The sequence below is a fragment of the Micromonospora sp. MH99 genome, assembly GCF_021442385.1.
In the GTDB taxonomy this organism is placed as follows: Bacteria; Actinomycetota; Actinomycetes; order Mycobacteriales; family Micromonosporaceae; genus Micromonospora.
The window spans coordinates 40,585-58,370 of the sequence record NZ_MUZA01000040.1 but is presented as its reverse complement, the minus strand read 5'-3'; the positions used below and the strand labels follow the sequence as shown (position 1 = coordinate 58,370).

Below are 17,786 nucleotides of genomic sequence, written 5' to 3'. Positions count from 1 at the left end.
GTCGGCCGGGGCGGCGTCGGCCGGGGCGGCGTCGGCCGGTTCGGGCGCCAGCGCCAGCCGGGGCCGACGCCGACGACGGGTCGCGCCGCCGTGCCCGGTGCCGTACCCGATCAGCACGTTGCCGGAGCCGGCCCGCTCCTCCTCGCGGTAGGTGGCGTGCCCGGCCGGTTCGTCGCCGGCGCCGTCCAGCGGCGCGATGGTGATCAGCGGCTGGCCGACCGGGCGGACCTCACCCGCCGCGCCGTGCAGGGTCACGACCCGTCCGGCGAACGGGCAGGGCACGTCCACGACCGCCTTGGCGGTCTCCACCTCGACGACGCTCTGGTCGACGGTGACGATGTCGCCCACGGCGACCCGCCACTCGACGATCTCCGCCTCGCTCAACCCCTCGCCCAGGTCGGGCAGGAGGAAGACCTGGGTGCGCTCGACGGTGGTCATGCCGCCGCCCAACGCGCGTCCGGCTGGTCGTCCCACTGCAGGCGGGCCACCGCGTCCAGCACCCGGTCCACGCCGGGCAGGTGGGTGTGCTCCAGCATCGGCGCCGGGTACGGGATGTCCAGCCCGGCCACCCGCAGCACCGGCGCGTGCAGCGCGTGGAAGCAGCGCTCCTGCACCCGGGCGGCGATCTCCGCGCCGACGCCGGCGAACCCGGGCGCCTCCTGGATCACCACGCACCGGCCGGTACGCCGGACCGACGCGGTGATGGTGGCGTCGTCGAACGGCACGATGGTGCGCACGTCGACCACCTCCAGGTCCCAGCCCTCCTCGCGGGCGGCCTCGGCGGCCTCCAGCGCGACCGGCACCGCCGGCCCGTACGCGACCAGGGTGGCGTCGCGTCCGGTACGGCGCACGACGGCCCGGCCGAACGGCTCGGTACGCACCGGCAGCTCGGCTTCGGCGCTGCCGAAGTAGAGCTTCTTGGGCTCCATGAAGACCACCGGGTCGGGGTCGTCGATCGCCTCCCGCAGCAGCGAGTACGCGTCCTCGACGGTCGCCGGGGTGACGACCTTCAGGCCGGGGGTGTGCGCGTAGTACGCCTCGGACGAGTCGCAGTGGTGCTCCACCCCGCCGATGCCACCGGCGTACGGCACCCGGATGACGATCGGCACGCTGAGCTTGCCCCGGGTGCGGTTGCGCAGCTTCGCCACGTGCGAGGCGATCTGCTCGAACGCCGGGTACGCGAACGCGTCGAACTGCATCTCGACCACCGGCCGCAGCCCGGACATGGCCAGGCCGACGGCGAAGCCGACGATGCCGGCCTCGGCGAGCGGGGTGTCGAAGCAGCGCTTCTCGCCGAAGCGGGCCTGGAGGCCGTCGGTGATCCGGAAGACGCCGCCGAGCGCGCCGACGTCCTCGCCGAAGACGACCACCCGCTCGTCGGCGGCGAGGGCGTCGGCGAGCGCCGAGTTGAGCGCCTTCGCCATGGTGGTGGCCATCAGGCGTCACCCTCTTCGTCGTGCGCGGCGGCGAGCTCGGCGCGGACCTGCTCGCGCTGCTCGACGAGCTGGGGGGTGGGCTCGGCGTAGACGTGGTCGAAGAGGCTCAGCGGGTCGACCGTGGGCTGGGTGTTCATCCGGGTGCGCAGGTCCGCCGCGTACGCCTCGGCCTGCTCGGCGATCTCGGCGACCGCCGCGTCGTCGAGCACGCCACGGGCGCGCAGGTAGGTCTCCAGGCGGGCGAGCGGGTCGCGGTCGCGCCAGGCGTCGACCTCGGCGCCGTCGCGGTAGCGCGTGGCGTCGTCGGCGTTGGTGTGCGGCTCCATCCGGTAGGTGTGCGCCTCGACCAGGAACGGCCCCTTGCCGGCGCGGGCGTGCGCGACCGCGCGGGTCAGCACGGCGAGCACCGCGACCGGGTCGTTGCCGTCGACCTGCTCGCTGGGCACGCCGTAGCCGACGCCCTTGTACGCCAGCGACGGCGCGGCGGTCTGCCGGGACAGGGGGACGCTGATGGCGTACCTGTTGTTCTGGACGAAGTAGACGACCGGGGCTTTGAACACGGCGGCGAAGTTGATGCCCTCGTGGAAGTCGCCCTCGCTTGTCGCGCCGTCGCCGATGAAGGCCAGCGCCACGGTGTCGCGCCCCTGGTACGCCTCGCCGTGGGCGAGACCGGCGGCGTGCACGCACTGGGTCGCGAGGGGGGTGCACTGCGGCGCGGTGTGCACCTCGGTGGGGTCGTAGCCGCAGTGCCAGTCGCCGCGCAGCAGCGTGAGCACCTCGACCGGATCGATGCCCCGGGCAACCAGCGCCATCGATTCACGGTAGGTGGGGAACACCCAGTCGGTGTCGCGGACGGCGAGCACGGCGGCGACCTGGCACGCCTCCTGGCCCCGCGACGACGGGTAGACAGCGAGGCGGCCCTGCTTGGTCAGTGCGGTCGCCTGGGTGTCGAACCGGCGGCCGAGCACCATCCGGCGGTACAGCTCGCGCAGCGCCTCGACGGGCGGCTCCGGATAGTCGGTACGGGCCGGCAGCGGCGTACCGGTCTCATCGAGCAGGCGGACCGGTTCGGCGGCCGGCAGCAGCGGGCGTGCCGGGTCGGGCGGGGTGACCGTCCGACGGGCGCGCGGGGATGCCCTGCGGACCGCCTGGGGTGTGGTCGTCACGGCGGGACCTCCTGGGACGTGTGGTGAGCCTATGCTTCCGCCTGACGGATGATTGACTCAAGATCCACGCAGAAGGCGGGACGTCTGGCATGTGGGAGGCGCATCGGTGAGCCAGGAGAACGGCGACGGAGCGAGCCGGGGAACCGGATCGGGACGATCGGCCCGAGCCATGGACGAGGTCGACAGGCGGATTCTGGACGAGCTGGTCCGCGACGGGCGCACGTCGGTGCGCACCCTGGCCGAGCGGATCCACATCTCGCGCACCAACGCGTACGCCCGGGTGGAGCGCCTGCTGCGCGAAGGCGTGATCACGGGCTTCCGGGCGCAGGTGGCGCCCGAGGCCGCCGGGCTGGGCACGTCGGCGTACATGGCGTTGACGATCGAGCAGAACACCTGGCGGGAGGTGTCGGCCGAGCTGGCGCAGGTGCGCTACGTCGAGCACGTCGCGCTCCTCAGCGGCGAGCACGACGTGCTGGCCCTGGTTCGGGCGCCGGACAACGCCGCCCTGCGGGACGTGGTGCTCGATCGGGTGCAGCGCATCGCCGGGGTGCTGTCGACGCGGTCATGGCTGGTCTTCGAGGAGTTCGACGGCACGCAGAGCCCGTGGCAGTAGGGCGGGCCGCGCCGTTCACCGCTCGGGCGGCGCCTCCAGGCCCTCGGAGTCGGCCAGCTCCAGCAGGGGCTCCAGCGAGTGCCGGTCACCGTCGAGGCCGGCGTGCGGGTCGCCGCGCTCGGCGAAGCGGGCCGGCATGCTGAGCACGTCGAAGTCCTCCGGCCGGGCGTCGTCCAGCTCCGCCCAGTCCAGCGGCGCCGACACCAGGGCCTGCGGTGTCGGCCGGATCGAGTACGCCGACGTCACCGTGTGGTCGCGGGCCATCTGGTTGTAGTCGACGAAGACCGGCCGGTCCCGCTGCTCCCGCCACCAGGTGGTGGTGACCAGCTCCGGCAGCCTGCGCTGCATCTGCAGGCCCAGCGCGAGCACCGCCCGGCGGCACTCGCCGAAACTCCACCTCGGCTCGATCGACAGGTAGACGTGCAGGCCGCGCCCGCCGGTGGTCTTCGGATAGCCGGTCATGCCCAGCTCGGCGAGGAACGCCCGCACCTCGTGCGCCACCGGCACCACCTGCTCGAAGCCCACGCCGGGCATCGGGTCGAGGTCGATGCGCAGCTGGTCGGGGCGTTCCACGTCGGCGGCGGTGACCGGCCACGGGTGGAACCGGAGGGTGCCCAGGTTGGCCGCCCAGATCACCACGGCCAGTTCGCTCGGCGCGACCTCGTCGGCGGTCCGGCCGCTGGGGAAGGTGATGTGCGCGGTCCGCACCCATTCCGGGGCGCCCGCCGGCAGACGCTTCTGATAGAAGGCGTCACCACGGTTGGTCTGCCGGGTGGCGATCGTCGCGCCCTCGAAGACACCGCGCGGCCAGCGTTCCAGCATGGTTGGCCGGTCGCGCAGCGCCCGCAGGATGCCGTCGCCGACCGCCAGGAAGTAACGGACCACGTCCAGCTTGGTCAGTCCGCGTTCCGGGAAGTACGGCTTGTCGGGGCTGGAGACGCGGACCAGCCGCTCCCCCACCCGGATCTCCTCCGCCGCCGTGGCCACGCACCCGAGGGTACGACGTCCCGGCGGGCCCGGTGGGCTACCGGCCGGGGACCAGCGTGGCGGCGCGGCTGAGACGACGCACCGGCCGTCCGGTGCCCAGCCGGGCGCGGTTACCGCGCCCGGCGCCCGGGTAGGGGGTCGGCATGGCGGAAATGTCGACCCTCTGGATCATCAGGCACGGTGAGAGCACCGCGAACGTGGCGGCCACCCGGGCCGAGGAGAACGGCGCGGACGTGATCGGGCTCAGCCACCGCGACGCCGACGTGCCGCTCTCGGGCACCGGCGAGGAGCAGGCGCGGGCGACCGGCCGCTGGCTCGCCGGGCTGCCCGAGGATCGGCGGCCCGACGTGGCGGTGGTCTCGCCGTACCTGCGGGCGGTGTCCACGGCCGAGCTGGCGCTGCACGGCACCGGGGTGCCGGTGAGCCGGGACGAGCGGCTGCGCGACCGGGAGCTGGGCATTCTCGACGGCCTGACCGGGCACGGGGTCCGCCGCCGGTTCCCCGACGAGGCCGAGCGCCGCACCCGGCTGGGCAAGTTCTACTACCGGCCGCCCGGCGGTGAGGCCTGGACCGACGTGGCGCTGCGGCTGCGCACGCTCCTCGGCGACCTGCGCCGCGACCACGAGGGCCAGCGGGTGCTGCTCTTCGGCCACGACGCGCTGGTCTTCCTCCTGCGGTACCTGGTGGAGGGGCTGACCGAGCCGGAGCTGATGGCGTTGACCCGCGAACACGTCATCGCCAACTGCTCGATCACCGACTGGTCCGCCGACGACCAGGGCAGGCTGACGCTTGGCGGTTTCAACGAGGTCGGCCACCTGCACCGGCAGGGCGCCGAGTCGACCAGGGAGGACGAGATCCATGCCGAACCGGTCTGAGGTCAAGGTGATCACGCCAGGGCTGCTGCGCGACTGGGAGCTGCCGGTGCCGGCCGGCGGCAAGGAGAGCCGGGGCACCGTCCTGGTGATCGGCGGCTCCCGCTTCACGCCCGGGGCGGTCCTGCTCGCCGGGGTGGCCGCGCTGCGCGCCGGCGCCGGGGTCCTCCAGCTCGCCGCCGCCGAGTCCACCGCCGCCACGCTGAGCATCCAGGTGCCCGAGGCGCTGGTGGTCGGGCTGCCCGAGACGTCCGACGGCGCGGTCGCCGCGGACCGGGCCGGCCAGCTCGGCGAACTGGTCGGCGCGGCCGACGTGGTGGCGCTCGGCCCCGGACTGAAGGGCATCGACGAGACCACCGAGCTGCTGGGTCTCGTCCTGGAGGCGGCGGGGACACGCACCCCGCTGGTCCTCGACGCGTACGCCCTGGGCGCGCTCAGCCACGAGCCGAAGCTGCTGGTCGGCTCGGGCCGTCCGGTGGTGCTCACCCCCAACGTGACCGAGGCCGGGCACCTGCTCGGCCGCGAACCCGGCGACGACCTGGGCGCCGAAGCCGCCGAACTGGCGCACCGGTACGAGGCAGTCGTCTCGCTCTACGGCCACGTGGCCGCCCCGGACGGGCGCGGGTGGCGGGAGGAGAGCGGCGACGCGGGCCTCGGCACGTCCGGCAGCGGAGACGTGCTCGCCGGCCTGCTCGCCGGGCTGCTCTCCCGGGGCGCCGACCCGGCGCAGGCCGCGTGCTGGGGAGCGTTCGCGCACGCCGTGAGCGGCCAGCGGCTCATCCCCCGGTACGGCCGGATCGGTTTTCTGGCACGGGAACTGCTCGACGAGATCCCGCGCACACTGGCCACCGTCTGACCAGGCGAGATCGGCCACATTCGCCCGTTTCGCCACTGACCGTCGGGGTACCGGATCAACACCCAGCCGAGCTACGAAAGGGGGCACGCCGGTGTCAACCGATGCCATCGTCCTGCTCAAAGAGGACCACAAGGAGATGCGTCGCCTGTTCAAGGCCTTCCAGGACGCCGAGGAGGGGCCGGCGAGCCAGCGGCAGAAGCTGGTGAACCAGATCCTCGAGGCCCTGACGGTGCACACCTACCTGGAGAACGAGGTGATGTACCCGGAGGTCCGCCGGCTCCTGCCCGACCTGGAGGACGACATCCTCGAGTCGTACGAGGAGCACCACGTGGCCGACGTGCTCTGCCTCGAACTGGCCGCGATGGACGCCGACGACGAGCGCTTCACCGCCAAGACGACGGTGCTGATCGAGAACGTCACGCACCACGTCGAGGAGGAAGAGGAGGAGTGGTTCCCCAAGGTCCGCGAGGCGCTCGGCCGTAAGCAGCTCCAGGAGATCGGCGAGAAGATGATCGCGCTGCGCGCGGACGCGCCGCGTACCCCCACCCAGCCGAAGGCGATCAAGAAGGCGCGCGACGCGGTGACCGCCTGAGCCACCAACTGTTCGACGAGGGGCCCGGCCGGACCGGGCCCCTCGTCGTGTCCGGCCGGGCAGCAGCGCCGTCCCACCACCTCGCCCGGCGCACGTCGGGAGGTCGGCCGGGTCGCCCCGGGCCGGCCCGGTAGGATCGGCGCGGGCCGTTACTGGCGCGTGGGGATGGACAACCATCGGGAAGCGGTCCCGTCACGAGGACGTTTTTGCCGAGCGCCTGGGCCTTCCGCACGTCTGTAGGAGGTCGTATGTCGCACAACGCCGAGTCCACCGCATTCCGGAGCGCCCTTGAGGTGATCCGGGCTGTCGAGCCGCGGGTGGCCGACGCCATCGGCGCCGAGCTGACCGACCAGCGGGAGTCGCTCAAGCTCATCGCCAGCGAGAACTACGCCTCCCCGGCCACCCTGCTGGCCATGGGCAACTGGTTCAGCGACAAGTACGCCGAGGGCACCGTCGGCCGCCGCTTCTACGCCGGCTGCCAGAACGTCGACACCGTCGAGGCGCTCGCCGCCGAGCACGCCCGGGAGCTGTTCGGCGCCGCCCACGCGTACGTGCAGCCGCACTCCGGCATCGACGCCAACCTGGTCGCCTTCTGGGCGATCCTGGCCGACCGGGTCGAGTCCCCGGCGCTCAAGAAGGCCCAGGTCCGCCAGGTCAACGACCTCACCGAGGCCGACTGGTTCGCGCTGCGCCGCGAGCTGGGCAACCAGCGGATGCTCGGCATGTCGCTGGACGCCGGCGGTCACCTCACCCACGGTTTCCGGCCGAACATCTCCGGCAAGATGTTCGACCAGCGCAGCTACGGCACCGACCCGGCCACCGGCCTCATCGACTACGACCGGGTCGCCGAGGCGGCCCGCGAGTTCAAGCCGCTGATCCTGGTCGGCGGCTACTCGGCGTACCCCCGGAAGGTGAACTTCCGGATCCTGCGGGAGATCGCCGACTCGGTCGGCGCCACCTTCATGGTCGACATGGCGCACTTCGCGGGCCTGGTTGCCGGCAAGGTCTTCACCGGCGACTTCGACCCGGTGCCGCACGCGCACATCGTCACCACCACCACCCACAAGTCGCTGCGCGGCCCGCGCGGCGGCATGGTGCTCTGCCAGCCGGAGCTGGCCGACCAGGTGGACCGGGGTTGCCCGATGGTGCTCGGCGGTCCGCTGCCGCACGTGATGGCCGCGAAGGCCGTCGCTCTCGCCGAGGCCCGCCGCCCCGACTTCGCCGACTACGCCCAGCGGATCGTGGACAACGCGCAGGCCCTCGCCGACGGGCTGCTACGCCGGGGCGCGACGCTGGTAACCGGCGGCACCGACAACCACCTGGTGCTGATCGACGTGTCCGGCTACGGGCTCACCGGCCGGCAGGCCGAGCAGGCCCTGCTCGACTCCGGCATCGTCACCAACCGCAACTCGGTCCCGCAGGACCCGAACGGCGCCTGGTACACGTCCGGCATCCGGATCGGCACCCCGGCGCTGACCACCCGCGGGCTGGGCACCGCCGAGATGGACCAGACCGCCGAGCTGATCCACACCGTGCTGACCCAGACCACGGCCGGCGCCAACGCCGACGGCACCCCGTCCAAGGCGAAGTACACGCTCGACGCCGACCTGGCCGACAAGATCGCACGCCAGGCCACCGACCTGCTGGCCCCCCACCCGCTCTACCCGGCCATCAACCTGACCTGACGCCGGCCCGCGAACCCCCACGTGAGTTCTGCGTCGATCATGGAGTCGTGGTGCCCGAATCAGGGCGGGTGGCAACCTTTGTCCACCACCACAACCCCATGATCGACGCGGACGGGGGCGGGGGCGCGCGGCGGGGGCGCGGCGGGGGGTTAGTTCAGGGGGCGCTTGAGGTGGTAGCGGTGGACTTCGGTGCTGCCCTGGACGTTGTTCACGTCCTCGGCGGCCGAGACCAGCTCCCAGCCCTCCCGGCCGGCGCGGTTCAGGTGCGCTATGGCCGTGTCGCCGTAGGGGGTGATGTCCTTACGCGACCCGTCCGGGCCGTACCAGACGAACGAGACGGTGAAATTGCGGCCCTGTCCCTGATAGCGGCGGACGAGCAAGGCGTACTCCCAGGCAACCATGCGGCCCATTATGACCGTCCACGCAGGAGCTCGTCAGCGATGAGGGCGGCGAGCCGGTCCAACCCCCTGTCGATCTGCTCGGGTGTCACCGCGCTCACCGACAACCGCAGCGCGCACACCGGCGCCGTGTCGTCGTAGAAGTGCGCCATCGGCGTCCAGAGCACCCCGTAGTCACGCGCCGAGGTGTCCAGCAGCGCGTCGTCGACAGCGAACGGCACTGTCACCACCACGAAGAACCCGCCGGCCGGCACCGTCCACCGCACCGCCGCCGGCCGGTCCGGCTTATCGGGGAAACGCCGGGCCAGCCCGGCGACCAGGTGACGCAGATTGCGGGCGTACGCGGCCCGCTCCCGGGTGTTCGCGGGCACCAGGCTGCACCCGTGCTCCAGCAACCGCCCACCGATCACCGCCTGCGCGATAGGTGAGGTGTTCACCGTGACCATGCTCTTGATCATCGCGAGCTGGTCGGCGAGCGGGCCCACCCGACCGTCGGAGCCGGCCACCCGCTGGTCGGCGACCACGTAGCCGACCCGCGCCCCCGGCAGCACCGTCTTGGCGAACGAGCCGAGGTAGACCACCCGCCGGTCGGTGTCCAGCGCCTTGAGCGTGGGCGGGCGCGGCCCCTCGTCGACGGGGAACAACCCATACGGGTTGTCCTCCAGCAGCAGCAGGTCCTCCTCGGCGGCCAGCGCCAGCAGCCGCTGCCGGTCCGGGACGCTCATGCTGATCCCGGACGGGTTGGCGAAGTCCGGCAGCACGTAGCAGGCGCGCGGCCGAAGACCCTCCGCCCGGGCTCGGCGGACCTGCGCGCGCAGGTCCGCCAGGTCCACACCGGACGGTCCACCGGCGACCGGCCACACCGGCAGGTCCACCAGCCGGGCCGCCCCGGTCAGCCCCACGTAGGTCGGGGCGACCGCCAGCAGCACGTCCTGCGGGCCGGCCCGCAACGCCCGCAGCACCAGGAACATCGCCTCCTGGCAGCCGACGGTCACCACGACGGCCTCCGGGTCGACAGTGATCCCCTCGTCGACCGCGAGGTTGCGGGCGATGAGGTGGTGCACGACGCCCTTGGTCCGGCCGTACTGCAACAGCAGCCGTCGGGCCTGCTCGGGCGTGTGACCCAGGTCGTCGACGAGGTGCCGGTGGAACGTGTCCAGGTGCCGGTGCACCGCCGCGACGTCGAAGAACTCCTCGTACGGGCGTCCGGCCGCGAGCGACACCGCCGCCGGATAGCGTTCGGACACCTCGTTGAGGAAGTTCATCGAGGTCAGCGCCGGGTCACCCAGCGCGGGGTGCAGGTCGGCGACGCTCAGGTCGACCGCCTCGGTCGGTGTCACCACTCAGCCCACCCCGAGCGTACGCAGCTCGGCCGCCGCCGCCGGATCGGCGCAGCCGGCCAGGATCAACGCGTCCCGCACCTCCGCGGCGAGCAGCGCCAACGCGTCCTGCGCGCCGCCCCGCCCCCCGACGGCCAGCGCCCAGAGCATCGGACGGCCGACCAGGACGCCCGCCGCGCCCAACGCCAGCGCCCGCAGCACGTCCGTGCCCCCACGGATGCCGCTGTCCAGCAGCACCTGAGCACCGTCGCCGACGGCGTCGACGACCTCCGGCAGCATGGTGACGCTGGCCGGCGTCCCGTCCAACTGACGCCCGCCGTGGTTGGACACCACCACCGCGTCCGCCCCGATCCGCACCGCCTCGACCGCGTCCCGGGGATCCAGCACCCCCTTGACGACCAGCGGCAGGTCGACGTGCTCCCGCAGCCAGGCCAGGTCCGCCCAGCGCAGGGCCGACTCGAACGACGCGTCGGTGTGGGTGGCGATCGCGGACACACCGGGGGCGCCGGCGTGCGCCAGCGCGTCCCGGCCGTGCGGCAGGTTCGCGGCGACCACGTCGGCCGGGAGGCGGAACGCGTTGCGCAGGTCGCGAGGGCGTCGGCCGAGCACCGGGACGTCCACGGTGACCACCAGCGCGTGGCAGCCCGCCGCGACGACCCGGTCCAGAAGATCGCGGACCAGCGCCCGGTCGCGCAGCCAGTAGAGCTGGAACCACACGTCCGCGCCCGCTTCGGTGATCTCCTCGATCGGCGTGCTGCTCAACGTGCTCGCCAGGTACGGCACGCCGGCGGCGCCGGCCGCCGCCGCGAGGCCCGGTTCCCCGTCCGGGTGCACGAGCCGCTGGTACGCCATCGGCGCGACCCCGACCGGCATCGCGTACGGCCGGCCGAGCAGCCGGGCGCCGAGGTCCACAGCGTCGTTGCCGCGCAGCACCCGGGGTAGCACGGCCACCCGGTCCAGCGCGGCCCGGTTGGCGGCCAGGGTCACCTCGGCGGCGCTGCCGCCGGCAATGTAGTCCCACACGTCCGGGGCCAGCACCGCCCGCGCCCGCTGGCCGTAGTCGGCGAACGTCACCGCCGCCGCAGGAACGATCGGCAGGTCCGCCAGCACCGGCTCAGCCACCGCGCACCTCCAGGTCGGCAGCGGCGGCGGCTGCGCCGACACCTGAGCCCGCGGCGGCCGGGTCACCGTCAGCCTCACCAGCGGCCGGTTCGTCCGGGCGGGGCGGCAGCCCGAACCGTTCCCGCAGGAACGCCGCCGCCCGCCGCTGCGCCCGCTGGCCGTCGGTGAAGGCACCGGGCATGGCGAAGAACCCGTGGATCATCCGCGGATAGTGGTCGAGGCGGGCGGGCACACCGCAGGCGCGCAGCCGCTGCGCGTAGCGCTGCCCCTCGGCGCACAGCGGGTCCAGCTCGGCGGTGACCACCAGCGCCGGAGGCAGGCCGGACAGGTCGTCGGCGAGCAGCGGCGACGCCAGCGGGTCCCGGGAGTGCGCCGGGTCGGCCAGGTAGTGCGTCCGGTACCAGGCCACCGACCGGCGGTTGAACAGCGCCGGGTCGTCGTCGAGCGGGCCGGACGGCTCGCCGCTGACGTCGGTGTTCGGATAGACCAGCAGCTGCGCGGCGAGCGGGGGCCCGTCGGCGCGGCAGAGCAGCGTCACCGCCGCGGCCAGGTTCCCGCCCGCGCTGTCCCCGCCCACCGCCAGCCGGGTCGGGTCCACGCCGAACCGGTCGGCGTTCGCGGCGATCCACACGGTGGCGGCGTGACAGTCGTGCACCGCGGCCGGAAAGGGGTGCTCGGGGGCCAGTCGGTAGCCGACGGTCACCACCTGGCATCCGGCCGCGTTGGCCAGTCGCCGGCAGATGCCGTCGGCGGTGTCCACGCTGCCGAGCGTCCACCCGCCGCCGAAGAAGTACAGCAGAGTGGGCAGCGGTCCCGACCCCGCCGGCCGGTACACCCGGATGGGCAGGTCACCGCCCGGCCCGAGGATACGCTCGTCGCGTACCTCATCGACCTGCTCGACCACGCCGCCGCCGGCGCGGATCGCGGCCAGGTCCGCGGCGCGCGCCTCGCCGAGGGTCTGCGTGTAGAGCGGCGGCGTGCCGGCCGCGACGCGGGCGGCGCGGTAGGCCGCCACCTCCGGGTGCAGGGCCATGCCGGTCTCCTATCCGCCGGTGCTGACCAGCAGCTTGTCGATGCCGCGCAGGAAGAGACTGCCGCTGTACGTCGGGGTCTCGGTGACCGCGAGCCGGGGGAACCGGGCGAACAGGCGGGGCAGGGCGAGGCGTCCCTCCAGCCGGGACACCGCCGCGCCGAGGCAGAAGTGCAGGCCCACGCCGAAGGCCAGCGACGGCGGGCCGGAACGGGTGGGGTCGAAGACGTCCGGGTCGGGAAACCGCGCCGGGTCGCGGTTGGCGGCGCCGATGATGATGAGCACGTTGTCGTCGCGGGCGACCGGCACGCCGGCCAGCACGGTGTCCTGCGGCGCGGCCCGGGCGAGGAAGTGCACCGGGCTCTGCAGACGCAGCACCTCGTCGACGCAGCCCCGGGCGAGGTCGTCGTCGGTGGGCAGCGTGGCGACCGCCCCCGGGTGGGCCAGCAGCAGCGGCAGGCCGTTGCTGAACATGTAGACAGTGGTGACGAAGCTGGCGTTGAACAGGACGATCAGGTTGCTGATCAGCTCCTCCTCGGTCAGCTCCACCTCGCCCGAGCCGACGGCCTCGACCAGCGCGCTGATCAAATCCTCGCCGGGAGCGCGGCGGCGGTGGGCCAGCAACTCCCGGTAGAACGCCCGCAGCTCCCCCGCCGCCGTGTTCGCGGCGGCCAGCCGCTGCGGGGTCTTTCCCGCCACGTCCAGGAACTCGTCGATGCGCTCCACCTGGTCCCGGTACCAGGGCAGCTCCCCCGCCGGGATGCCGATGAACTCCGCCATCACCAGGGCGGGAATCGGGTACGCGAAGTCGGCCACGAAGTCGACGACCCCGCCACCGGCGTCGGCCATCCGGTCCAGCAGCTCGTCGACGACCCGCAGGATCACCGGCTCCAGCGCGCCGAGGCGGCGCGGCGTGAAGGTACGGGAGAAGACGTGCCGCATCCGGGTGTGATCGGGCGGGTTGAGGAACATCATCGAGGTCTGGAAGGTGCGCAGGATCTCGTGCTCCTCCCAACCCGGCGGCGGCTGTTTGGTCCACTGCGGATCGCGCAGCAGCCCGTCGATCAGGTCGTACCCGACCGCCACCGCGGCCACCGTGCGGTGTTCGGCGCGGGGCGGCACCGCGCTGACCGGCCCGAGCCGGTGCAGTTCGGCGTACCACGGGTACGGATTCTGGCGGCCCTCTTCGCTGTAGAGGCCGGTGAGCAGGTCCTGCACCGTCACGACGTTCTCCTCCCCAGGATGTCGGTGCCCGGGGACGGCGGGATCGGCCGCCGCCCCCGGACCGGTGTCACAGGTTGAGCAGTCGCAGCGGGACGGCGTCGGCCATCGCCTGGTTGCCGGCGTCGTTCGGGTGGATGTGGTCCCCCGAGTCGTACGCGGGCAGCAACTGGCTGGGCCGGGCCGGGTCGCGCACCACCCGGTCGAAGTCGAGCAGCCCGTCGAACTCCCGGCTGCCCCGCAGGTACGCGTTCACTGCCTGCCGGGTGGCCTCCTTCTCCGGCGTCCACACACCAGGGGCGCCGTGCCCCTCGTACGGGGTCAGCGTGGCGACCAGGCTGGTCAGCCCGCGCTGCTGAAGCTGCTGGTTGATCTGCCGGAGCGTGGCGATGATCGCCTCCGGCGAGTCGTTGGACATCCAGATGTCGTTGATGCCCAGGTGCGTGACGACCGTACGGACCCCGGTCTGGGGGAAGACGTCCTCGTTGAGGCGGGCCGCCGCGTTCGGGCCGAGCTGGTAGTAGCCGGGGTAGTCGCCGGCGCCCGGCTCGGTGCCCTCGTGGTTGAGGCGGTTGCCGGCCAGGCTCAGGTTGAGCACGCCGGGGGTGCGCCGGTCCGGCCGGTCCGCGAGCAGCCGGTCGGAGAGCAGGTCCGGCCAGCGCCGGTTGGCGTTGACAGTGCTGCCGTTGCCGTCGCCGATGGAGTCACTGAGCACGACCAGCGCCCCCGGGCTGCCCTTGCGCTGCACGTCGACACCGGACAGGAAGAACCAGCAGCAGGTGGGTCGGATGGTGAACCCGCCGCCGTCGGCGGCCCCGGTCAGGTCGCCGGCGCCGATGAAGTTGCTCTGCTGGGACTGCCCGTGGAACGTCGTCGGCCCGGTCGGCGTCGGGAAGTGCAGCGTGACCACCAGGTCGCTGTCGTCCGCGACGGTGAAGGTCAGCGGGTCGCTGAGCAGCTCGGCGCCCCGGTTCATGGTGGCCGAGGCGGCGCCGGTGAACGTCAGCGCGCGCAGCGAGGCCGGGTCGATGTCGGAGACGTCGTCGACTGTCGCGGTGTTCGGCCGGGCGACTGTGGCGCGGCCCACCCGGACCGCCTGCTCGCCGTAGAGGTTGCTCAGCCGTACGCGCAACGCCGGGCCACCCACGGAGACGTGCACGACCATCCGGACGCTCTGGTCGTTCAGGCCGGTGTTGGTCAATCCGACCGAGTTGCCCCGGGTGACCGCGGCGGCCCAGCTGCCCGCCCACTCGCCCCGGTCCGGCCGGGCCGCGACGGTCGGGGATCCGCCGGCGGTGGCGACGACGGCGGGTGTTGCCGTGACCAGCAGCGCCGCGGCCGCGGCGACGACATGCCATCTCTTCGGGGTCGACATTGAACCTCCATCGTGTGGCAGCCCAGGGCCGTCCGCTGACGGCTCCCGCCTGGACGATGGTCCAGAAACCTAGCCGCCGCCGATGACGGGCGTCAATCAACCTGATCGACGCGATCAAATGTCCACCGGGCCTGCCGGATCGCCCTTCGGCCCGGTCCCGCAGCGCCCTCGCCGGCCTAGGCTCGCAGGCGGCGGCGGTGCGGTCGCCGAACGCGCGCCCACCGCCCGCGACGTCACCGGGAAGACCGACCCGGAGACCGCCGCTTCCTTGCGACGATGGGGGTTTGCCGGATGACTGACGGGCCCGGGCACGCGACCTATGTGGACAGGGCGCTGGATTTCTTCGCCGACTTCGGCGACCGGGAGGCGCTTGTCGGCGGTGGCCGCCGCATCACGTACACCGAGGCCGCCGCGCTGGTGCGGGCGATGGCGGGGGCTCTGACCCGGCACGGCGTACGGCCCGGCTCGGCGGTGCTGGTGACCGTCGCGAACGCCGTGGAGGGGCCGCTGCTCCAGCTCGCCCTGCACCTGATCGGCTGCCGGACGATGTGGGTCGTCCCGGTCACCGCCCGCCGGGAGGTCGACGAGTTCATCCGGCTGGCCCGCCCCGACGCCCTCGTCTACGACGCCCGCGACCCCGCCAGCCTGGGGCCGGAGCTGGCCGCCGCGCTGCCCGGCGTGCCGGTGTGCTGCCTGGGCCCCGGCGGCGCCGGCCCGGACGTCACGGCCGACAGCGATCAGGCCGGTTCCGTGGCGCTGCCGGCGGCCGCCCGCGCGCCGGAGTCGTTCCTGCAGACCAGCGGCACCACCGGCACACCCAAGCTGGTGCACCACACCGAGAGCTTCTACGCCCAGATCCTCACCCTCGCGGCCGACTTCCGCGCCGCCGGGTTCCCCCTGCTGCGGCACCTGTCGCACTCGCCGATGTGGCTGGCCAGCGGCCAGATCACCGCCCTGATCAACCTGTTCAGCGGTGGCGTGCTGTTCCTGCGCGACGACTGGGACCCGGCGGCGTTCGTGGCCACCGTGCAGCGGGAGCGGATCAACTCCACGTTCGTCACCCCGCCGATGCTCTACGAACTGCTGGACCATCCGGCGCTGGTGGGCGCCGACTTCTCGGCCATGTTCATGTTCAACGTGGGCGCCGGGCCCGCCGCGCCCGCCCGGCTGCGCCAGGCCATCGCGCGGTTCGGCCCGGTACTGCGCATCGTGTACGGCCTCAGCGAGGCCGTGGTCATCACCGCTCTGCCCGGCCTGACCGACGATCCGGAGCACCCGGAGCGGCTGCGCTCCTGCGGGCGGCCCTACGGCGACGTACGCGTCGAGATCCGCGACGACGACGGCACCGTGCTGCCGCCGGGCCGCGACGGCGAGGTGTGGGTGCACACGAAGCTGAGCTTCGCCGGCTACCACGGCGAGCCGGAACTGACCGCGCAGACGCTGGTCGACGGCTGGGTCCGCAGCCGCGACATCGGCCACCTCGACGCCGACGGCTACCTCTACCTGGTCGACCGGACCCACGACATGATCCTGACCCGCCAGCGCAGCTGGCCCATCTACAGCCGCCCGATCGAGGACGTGCTCGCCGGGCACCCGCAGGTACGCGCCGCCGCGGTGATCGGCGTGCCGGACCCCACGGCCGGCGAGGTGCCGTACGCCTACGTCGTGCCGGCGCCGGACGCGACAGTCACCGAACGGGAGCTGATCGACCTGGTGACCGCCGAGCTCAACGAGATGTGGGCGCCCGCCGGGGTGGAGTTCGTCGACAGGTTGCCGTTGAACCGGTCGGTGAAGGTGGACAAGCAGGCGCTGCGCGCGCGGTACGCCGCACGCCGGGCGGCGGCGGTCGGGACATGACGCCCCGCCGGCAGCTGGTCGTTCTGGTCAGCGCGGACCTGATCTCCAACCTGGGCACCCGCATCTCGGTGGTGACCATCCCCTGGCTGGTGCTGGTCACCACCGGCAGCCCGACCAAGATGGGACTGGTCGCGTTCGCCGAGACGCTGCCGTACCTGCTGTCCAGCGCCCTCGGCACGCCCTGGGCGGACCGGATCGGCCTGCGCCGCACCTCCATCCTGTGCGACGCGGGCAGCGCGGTGGCCATGGCCGTCGTCGCGCTGACCCCGTGGCTGGGCTTCGCCCCCCTGGTGGCGCTGGTCGCGGTGGCCGGCGCGCTGCGGGGCATCGGGGACCGGGTCAAGCACGTCATGTTCCGGCCAGTCGCCGAGGCCGCCGGGGTGCCGCTGATCCGCCTGACCTCGGCGTACGACGGGTTGAGCCGGGTGGTGACGCTGTTCGGCGCCGCCGTGGGCGGTCTGTTGATCGCCGCGTTCGGGGTGAGCCAGGCGATCCTCATCGACGCGGCCAGCTTCGCGATCTGCGCCCTGCTGATCGGCCTCCTGGTCCGCCCTTCGGCCGCCCCGGCGCAGCCCGCCGCCCCGGTCGGCTACCTGCGCGCGCTCGGCGACGGGTTCGGCTACCTCGTTCGGGACCGGCCGCTGCTGGGGATGCTTGTCGTCGTCTCGGCGCTGAACATGGTCGCCAACGCCAGCGTGGCCGTCTACATCCCGTTCTGGGTCGCCCGGGAGCTGCACGGCCCGAGCGGCCTCGGTCTCGTGCTGGCCGCGTTCTCGGCCGGCGCGCTGCTGGGCAACGTGCTGTTCACCGCGCTCGGCCCGCGGCTACCCGGCCGGCTGACATTCCTGCTCGGGGCAATGGTCGCCGGCACGCCCCGACTGATCGCACTGGCGATCAGCGACGAGTTGCCGGTCGTGCTCGTGGTGACGTTCCTGTCCGGCATCGGCATCGCGGCGGTCAACCCGCTGCTCGGGGTGGCGCTCTACGAGCGCGTGCCGCCGGAGCTGCAGACCCGGGTGCTCGGCATCGCCGGATCGCTGGCCTTCGTGGGCCTGCCGGTCGGCGCGCTGCTCGGCGGCTGGTCGGTGGACGCGCTCGGGCTCACCCCGGCGCTGCTGGTCATGGCCGTGGCGTGCCTGCTCGTCACCGCGTTCCCGCTGGTGGTCAGGGCATCCACCCCGAAGACACCAACGCGACCCACACCTGCCGCCGCCTGACGTCCTGCTGGCCGGCTGG

Annotated in this window: 16 protein-coding genes, 1 pseudogene and 1 riboswitch; of the genes and pseudogenes, 7 read left to right on the top strand and 10 right to left on the bottom strand. The window is 73.2% G+C overall.

What is annotated here, in order from left to right; all coding sequences use genetic code 11:
• The 3 genes from B0E54_RS20495 to pdhA all read right to left on the bottom strand — a co-directional run.
• Positions 1-450: biotin/lipoyl-containing protein (locus B0E54_RS20495; protein ID WP_305076140.1), on the bottom strand; the 450-nt coding region annotated here is incomplete at its 3' end.
• Positions 435-1,439: an alpha-ketoacid dehydrogenase subunit beta gene (locus tag B0E54_RS20490; RefSeq protein ID WP_234587160.1), complete on the bottom strand. Its 1,005-nt coding sequence runs from the start codon at positions 1,437-1,439 to the stop codon at positions 435-437. The genes B0E54_RS20490 and B0E54_RS20495, both read right to left, overlap by 16 nt.
• Positions 1,436-2,602: a pyruvate dehydrogenase (acetyl-transferring) E1 component subunit alpha gene (pdhA, locus tag B0E54_RS20485; protein ID WP_374109295.1), complete on the bottom strand. Its 1,167-nt coding sequence runs from the start codon at positions 2,600-2,602 to the stop codon at positions 1,436-1,438. Before pdhA ends, B0E54_RS20490 begins: the two co-directional genes overlap by 4 nt.
• Positions 2,603-2,708: 106 nt before the next feature.
• Between pdhA and B0E54_RS20480 the strand changes: the two genes are divergently transcribed.
• On the top strand, positions 2,709-3,215 hold the full coding sequence (locus B0E54_RS20480) for an Lrp/AsnC family transcriptional regulator (protein WP_374109294.1): 507 nt from the start codon (positions 2,709-2,711) through the stop codon (positions 3,213-3,215).
• 15 nt (positions 3,216-3,230) lie between these two features.
• Here B0E54_RS20480 and B0E54_RS20475 read toward each other — a convergent pair whose 3' ends face one another.
• A complete protein-coding gene (locus tag B0E54_RS20475; protein ID WP_234587149.1) occupies positions 3,231-4,202 on the bottom strand; it encodes a DNA polymerase domain-containing protein in 972 nt (323 codons plus the stop codon).
• A gap of 143 nt (positions 4,203-4,345) precedes the next feature.
• On the opposite strand from B0E54_RS20475, the gene B0E54_RS20470 reads away from it, so the two are divergent.
• The 4 genes from B0E54_RS20470 to B0E54_RS20455 all read left to right on the top strand — a co-directional run bounded on the left by B0E54_RS20470 (position 4,346) and on the right by B0E54_RS20455 (position 8,207).
• The gene (locus tag B0E54_RS20470) at positions 4,346-5,077 is read left to right on the top strand and encodes a histidine phosphatase family protein (protein WP_234587147.1); all 732 of its coding nucleotides are present in this window, start codon (positions 4,346-4,348) and stop codon (positions 5,075-5,077) included.
• Positions 5,061-5,930, top strand: a complete 870-nt coding sequence (locus B0E54_RS20465; RefSeq protein WP_234587145.1) for an NAD(P)H-hydrate dehydratase — start codon at positions 5,061-5,063, stop codon at positions 5,928-5,930. Before B0E54_RS20470 ends, B0E54_RS20465 begins: the two co-directional genes overlap by 17 nt.
• Positions 5,931-6,021: 91 nt before the next feature.
• A complete protein-coding gene (locus B0E54_RS20460; RefSeq protein ID WP_234587142.1) occupies positions 6,022-6,522 on the top strand; it encodes a hemerythrin domain-containing protein in 501 nt (166 codons plus the stop codon).
• A gap of 138 nt (positions 6,523-6,660) precedes the next feature.
• A riboswitch (ZMP/ZTP riboswitch) is annotated at positions 6,661-6,752 on the top strand.
• 18 nt (positions 6,753-6,770) lie between these two features.
• On the top strand, positions 6,771-8,207 hold the full coding sequence (locus tag B0E54_RS20455) for a glycine hydroxymethyltransferase (RefSeq protein ID WP_234587140.1): 1,437 nt from the start codon (positions 6,771-6,773) through the stop codon (positions 8,205-8,207).
• Between the two features lie 149 nt (positions 8,208-8,356).
• Here the strand turns inward: B0E54_RS20455 and B0E54_RS20450 are convergent, their stop codons facing one another.
• The 6 genes and pseudogenes from B0E54_RS20450 to B0E54_RS20425 form a co-directional block, all read right to left on the bottom strand.
• On the bottom strand, positions 8,357-8,617 hold the full coding sequence (locus tag B0E54_RS20450) for a hypothetical protein (protein ID WP_234587138.1): 261 nt from the start codon (positions 8,615-8,617) through the stop codon (positions 8,357-8,359).
• The gene (locus B0E54_RS20445; protein WP_234587156.1) at positions 8,617-9,945 is read right to left on the bottom strand and encodes a PLP-dependent aminotransferase family protein; all 1,329 of its coding nucleotides are present in this window, start codon (positions 9,943-9,945) and stop codon (positions 8,617-8,619) included. Before B0E54_RS20445 ends, B0E54_RS20450 begins: the two co-directional genes overlap by 1 nt.
• Positions 9,946-9,948: 3 nt before the next feature.
• On the bottom strand, positions 9,949-11,052 hold the full coding sequence (locus tag B0E54_RS20440) for an alpha-hydroxy acid oxidase (RefSeq protein ID WP_234587154.1): 1,104 nt from the start codon (positions 11,050-11,052) through the stop codon (positions 9,949-9,951).
• Between the two features lie 127 nt (positions 11,053-11,179).
• Positions 11,180-12,100, bottom strand: a pseudogene (locus B0E54_RS20435) (alpha/beta hydrolase); the annotation flags it as partial.
• A 9-nt stretch (positions 12,101-12,109) separates the two neighbouring features.
• Complete coding sequence (locus tag B0E54_RS20430; protein ID WP_234587136.1) at positions 12,110-13,321, bottom strand: cytochrome P450; 1,212 nt, start codon at positions 13,319-13,321, stop codon at positions 12,110-12,112.
• A gap of 67 nt (positions 13,322-13,388) precedes the next feature.
• Positions 13,389-14,693, bottom strand: coding sequence for an SGNH/GDSL hydrolase family protein (locus B0E54_RS20425; protein ID WP_234587133.1), 1,305 nt, complete (start codon positions 14,691-14,693; stop codon positions 13,389-13,391).
• 291 nt (positions 14,694-14,984) lie between these two features.
• On the opposite strand from B0E54_RS20425, the gene B0E54_RS20420 reads away from it, so the two are divergent.
• Both B0E54_RS20420 and B0E54_RS20415 read left to right on the top strand, forming a co-directional pair.
• Complete coding sequence (locus B0E54_RS20420; RefSeq protein WP_234587131.1) at positions 14,985-16,550, top strand: class I adenylate-forming enzyme family protein; 1,566 nt, start codon at positions 14,985-14,987, stop codon at positions 16,548-16,550.
• Complete coding sequence (locus tag B0E54_RS20415; protein WP_234587129.1) at positions 16,547-17,767, top strand: MFS transporter; 1,221 nt, start codon at positions 16,547-16,549, stop codon at positions 17,765-17,767. The genes B0E54_RS20420 and B0E54_RS20415 overlap by 4 nt, the downstream gene beginning before the upstream one ends.
• The last annotated feature ends 19 nt before the right edge of the window (positions 17,768-17,786 follow it).